This is a genomic window from Campylobacter sp. RM12651, assembly GCF_022369475.1.
GTDB lineage: Bacteria > Campylobacterota > Campylobacteria > Campylobacterales > Campylobacteraceae > Campylobacter_E.
Genome location: NZ_CP059602.1, coordinates 1 through 5,304, shown reverse-complemented (window position 1 = coordinate 5,304; position 5,304 = coordinate 1). Strand labels below are relative to the sequence as shown.

At 25.3% G+C, this 5,304-nt stretch carries 4 protein-coding genes; 2 read left to right on the top strand and 2 right to left on the bottom strand.

Going from position 1 to position 5,304, the window contains the following annotated elements; genetic code table 11:
* The first annotated feature begins 459 nt into the window (after positions 1-459).
* The gene (locus AVBRAN_RS10960) at positions 460-1,596 is read left to right on the top strand and encodes a replication initiation protein (RefSeq protein WP_239803860.1); all 1,137 of its coding nucleotides are present in this window, start codon (positions 460-462) and stop codon (positions 1,594-1,596) included.
* A gap of 190 nt (positions 1,597-1,786) precedes the next feature.
* On the opposite strand, the gene AVBRAN_RS10955 is transcribed toward AVBRAN_RS10960, so the two are convergent.
* Positions 1,787-3,757: a relaxase/mobilization nuclease domain-containing protein gene (locus AVBRAN_RS10955; RefSeq protein ID WP_239803863.1), complete on the bottom strand. Its 1,971-nt coding sequence runs from the start codon at positions 3,755-3,757 to the stop codon at positions 1,787-1,789.
* Entirely contained in the window at positions 3,747-4,103 is a 357-nt protein-coding gene (gene mobC / locus AVBRAN_RS10950) for a plasmid mobilization relaxosome protein MobC (protein ID WP_239803862.1), read from the bottom strand. The genes AVBRAN_RS10955 and mobC overlap by 11 nt, the downstream gene beginning before the upstream one ends.
* Before the next feature lie 317 nt (positions 4,104-4,420).
* Between mobC and AVBRAN_RS10945 the strand changes: the two genes are divergently transcribed.
* Positions 4,421-5,254 (top strand): hypothetical protein, encoded by an 834-nt coding sequence (locus tag AVBRAN_RS10945; protein ID WP_239803861.1) that lies wholly within the window; start codon positions 4,421-4,423, stop codon positions 5,252-5,254.
* Positions 5,255-5,304: the final 50 nt, after the last annotated feature.

The following is a 5,304-nucleotide window of genomic DNA, read 5'->3' as shown; positions in this document are numbered from 1 at the left end:
ACTATATGACCCTAAATTAGGAAAATAAATTAAATCAAAAATTATTCTTTTTTGCTTAATTGTTGATAATTGTTATCGTTTAAAAAAAATTTTGCCCCTTTTATCAAATTTTAAATTCTTTTTATTATCTTTTACGCACCCTTTATTTATCGATGTGGTAGGCTTTTCCGAAGTATTAAAACCCCAAATTAGGAGTATTAAAACCCCAAATTAGGAGTATTAAAACCCCAAATTAGGAGTATTAAAACCCCAAATTAGGAGTATTAAAACCCCAAATTAGGAGTATTAAAACCCCAAATAATCTCTTTATGGGATTTAAATATGATAAATTTATCTAAATTTATCTAAATTTTTAATCATTTTAAGGATAAAAAATGATTTAAGGGGTATTAATAACCCCTTGACAAATTAAAAGGTTTATTATATTATAATCACTTTAAATATTTAAAGGGGTTTTTAATGGGGCAAGAATTAGTTAAATATCATAATGATTTTAATAAAATAAAAATACCAAGTTTCACAGCTCAAGAACAAAACATCTTAATGGGTATTATTAGTAAAATACGAGATTTACAAAGCGATAATATTATCACATTCTATCCAAACGAACTAAAAGAATTTAGCACTCAAAACTATACTAATGATGAGATTTTAAGCATTGTAAGAATATTAAGAGATAAATTTTTTAAAGCTGATTTTACAATAATAAAAGAATATAAAAACGCAATAGCTGAAGAAATATTTAATCTCTTTAGTAAATTTACTATTTATAAACATATAGAAACGCTAGAAATTGAGCGTGTAGAATTAAGTGTAAATAATGAATTTTCATATTTATTAAATGATTTGTTGGGTAATTTTACAAGCTTTCAATTATCCGAATTTATGGCACTAAAGAGTAAGTATTCTAAAAGTCTTTACAGACTTCTAAAGCAATATAAACATACTGGCAAATGTTTAATTTATAAAAACGATTGGCAAGGATTTTGCGATTTTATAAGTATTCCGAAAGATTATAATCAAAGCAAAATTGATGAAAAAATTTTAAAACCTGCTATTTTAGAGCTAGGTGGAGAAACTAATCTTTTTAATACTAAAGAGCCGATTTTTCCAAATTTAACTTTTACTAAAATTAAAGACAAAAAAGGTCGTGGTCGTGGAGGTAAGGTCGTAGGCATTGAATTTTATTTTACAGCACAGCAAGAAGTAAAGCAAGAACAAAAACAAGCAACTACTACACAGCAAAACGCTACACAAAGCAACGAAAACAAAGTAAATAATATCATCAATGATTTAGCAAATAAAGCAAAAGATTTTAATAAACCAGCACAGAAAAAAGAACCACAAATGCTAGAACAACGATTAGGGTTTGGTGGTAGGATAGTTACTGATTTAGATGCTTATGTAGATTTGCATTTTAAGTCTTTTAATGAAATGTATAAAACTGATGATACTTGCAAGATTAAAACACTAAAACAAAATGATGATTGCACTATATCAATGACAGCACTTAACCAATATACAAATAAAAATTTTTATTTAAATTTTGAGAATTTTGAAAATTTTAAGAATTGGTTTAATAAATATAGACTTTAACACTTAAGTGATTGGGGCTAAAAAGCCCCTTACTCCTACTTGAATTTTATTTTAATCTCAAAATTAATTTTAAAGAAACTAAATTTAAGATATAATAATCCAAGACGGAGTTTTTGGCTATGTTTTTTCATAGCAACTCCCTTAAGTGTTGTAAATAGCCGTGCAAAACACGGCTATTGTTATTTTACTATCATAATCTTAAATAATAATTTGGCTCTTCTTTTGCAGTTTTAAGCTTTTTAGCCTTTTTTAATTCATCATTTTCATATTTTAAATCATCGTTTTCATCCTGTAGTTGTTGAACCGTTGCTGACATATCTTTTGAATGTCTGTAAAGATTCCAAAATGCCTCATTTTGTGCAAGATATTCTTTCCTTTGTTCATTATATTTTTCAAGCAATTCTTTATGTTTTTGGTTTAATTCATCATTTTCATATTTTAAATCATCGTTTTCATCCTGTAGTTGTTGAACCGTTGCTGACATATCTTTTAAATGTTCATTTTGCTCGTTATATGCTTCAAGCAATTCTTTATGTTTTTGGTTTAAATCATTATTTTTATATTGTAAATTACTGTACCCTTCGTCTAATGCTTGAACCGTTGCTGACATATCTTTTAAATGTTCATTTTGCTCGTTATATGCTTCAAGCAATTCTTTATGTTTTTGGTTTAAATCATTATTTTTATATTGTAAATTACTGTACCCTTCGTCTAATGCTTGAACCGTTGCTGACATATCTTTTAAATGTTCATTTTGCTCGTTATATGCTTCAAGCAATTCTTTATGTTTTTGGTTTAAATCATTATTTTCTTTTAGTTTTTGTGCTAGTAAAAAATTAATTCTTTTTAATTCTTCTTGCAACTCTTTAATCATTTGCTCTTCTTCCTTTCTAGCCTTTTCTTTTTGTATTAGCATTTCTAAAGTTATTTTATAGCTATTCATTTTTCTTATTTTTTCGTTTATAATTTCTTGCTCTTTTTGTTTTGGCTTAAAAATGTTTAGTGTTTTTTCAGGTTTTGTTTTGTTATTTATGGTATTTTGGTTTAAACTGCTATCCAGTAATTTTTTTTTATATTCTTCTAAAACTCTATTTTCTATGATTTCTATTTTTTCGTCAATTGTTTTGCTATCAAAGTCTTCGCCAAAATAAGCTTCAATATTGTCTTCTAAAATATCATCTAGTTCTAACTTTGGTTTTGGCATAGATTTAATTAAATCTTCTATACTTTTTTCTTTTACTTTGTATCGCTTTGCTAGTGTTTTATTTCTTGCTTCTTTTAATTCTAAGTATATTTTTTCTAATTTTTCCAAATCTTTATTTTGAGTATTATTTTTTACTCCTTTATTGGCTCTAAAATTATTTATTTTGTTTTGTGTATCGTTTTTAGAGTAGTAGCCATTTTTGTTGTCATAAATAGAGTGTTTTTCTCCTTGCTCATTTATTATGGTTATGTAGCTTCCTTTTTTGTAATCTTCCCCAAATCTGCTTATTTTCCAACTATTATCTCCATAGTTTTCAATAGCTTTTTTAATATCATCTAATGAATTAATTTTATTAGCAAAAATTAGATTTCTAATATATGCGTCAATCGTATATTTAAATGCTTCTCTGTTTTTTTTACCTTTGAGATTTTTTCCGTAAAGTTTATCTAAACCAATAGTTTGCATAAATTTTTTAGTATGATAATTATTACTTACTTCTAAATCAAAAGCATCTACTAAATCATACTTTTGTGCTATGTATTTACATAAGGCCGTATTAAAGGCCCTATCTCTAGTATGATTATAAACTTCTAATTGCGTCATAGTTTGTAGATTGATTTTTGGTATTTGAATATGATAGTGTATATTATCAGTGTCTTTATGTTCTACCATATTTATAAAATAAGCATTATTAAATCCATCTAAAAATTCATATATATAATCCTGGGCCGCTTTTCTTGCTGTTTCTAAACTTACATTTTTTTCAAAACTTATCACAATATTTGTAGCACAAGTTTTATAATTCAAATGCTTAATAATTTCTTTGCTTAATTCAATATCATTATAAATAATTTCGTGACTTGCTCTATCTAATGAATGATTATTTTTATCTTTTAAGACATAATCAGCCCAACCTAAAGCAGTTTTTTTTCCTACGCATTTAAATTTAACTATCATTTTCTTCTTTAATAAAAAAATCCACTATATCTTTACAATACTCTTTTATTTTAATTAACTCATCAAGTGCAGTTTTGTTAATATCTCTTTCTATATTACAAAATCTAGCTATTTGATTTATATTATTAGAAACATTAGAAAATAAATACAATATTTCCCTAGCTTCTTTACTTATTGAATTTTGTTTTTTATCTAAAATTTTTTGCGTTTCTAATTGAAAATTATTATTATTTAAGATTTGTCTAATTACATTAGCTTTAGTTGTTTTATTAGCATCTGCTAATGCTTGGATTTTTTGATAATCATTATTAGTAAAATTAATCTTTACTTGTCTTAATTTTTCCATAAACAATCCTAAAAAAATTTTTATGCGTTTATATTTTTTTTGCAGCTGCAAAAAAAACAAGGCTCGTAGGCGTCAGCCGTAGAGAGTGACAAAAAGACCTATCGCACAGCGATAGGGACTTTTGTCCGTCCTTGCTCCATTGTAATATACAAAGGCCAACGAACTTTAAAAAGCTCCCTACCTTTTTGGGGTAGGGAGCAACACTTAAAAAATAATAATATCTTACAAAAAATTTAATGCGTTTTTCAATATAAATTAAGCTTACTTTAAAAATATATTAATATGATATTAGCATATTAATATAAAGGATTTTTCTTATGGCTGATAGAAAAAAAATGCAAGAATTTTATATTCAAAGAGATGATTTTTTAAGGTATATAAAAAATAATTGCGAGAAATTAGATAGCATTTTCGATAGCGATATTGATGATTTTTTGCCTAAAAAAATTAAGGGAAATTTGTTTGAAAATGATTATTTTGTAAAAGGGTCTTCTTATATAAGGGCCTGCTATTTTGCAAACGATAAATTATTTAATGAATTAATTGAAAGAACAGAACAACTAAAAAAGCTTTATTATGAAACTTTTAATAATAAAACATTAGCTTTATACTTTCCAAAGTTTTTTAATGGCATAGAAAGAGTTACAATAGCATCAAATCGTGCATTTGAAAGTAGAAATTTTACATTAAATGATGAAGCACTTTTTGAAAAAGAAAAAAAGAATAAATTTTTGCTAGTTTATGCTTATGAAAATACAAGGCCAAATGATTTTATTGATTTTTGCAAAGTAAATAAAATTGAATATAAAGAATCTGATTTTTTAGAACTTACTGACAAATACTATGTAGCAATAAATATTTTTGATTTAATGCGATACCTAAAAGATGTTAAAAGAATTAATTTTAATTCAATGAGTTTAAGGGCTTTTACTGGAAATCAATTTTTAATAAGACTTTCTAAGGCAAATGAATTAGCAAAAAGACATACATATTCATTTATGATTTTTAATACTAGGGTAAAAATCAATAGAGCGATAGAACGCAAAAAAAGAGATGATTTACTAGAAAATAAAAAGGTCTTTTATTTTAATGGTTGGAATATAGATTTTAATACAAGTAATAACTTTAATAAAGAAGTCTTTTTATTATAAATCATTGTTGAATATATAAATATGTTATTAGCATATTAATATATTAAAGA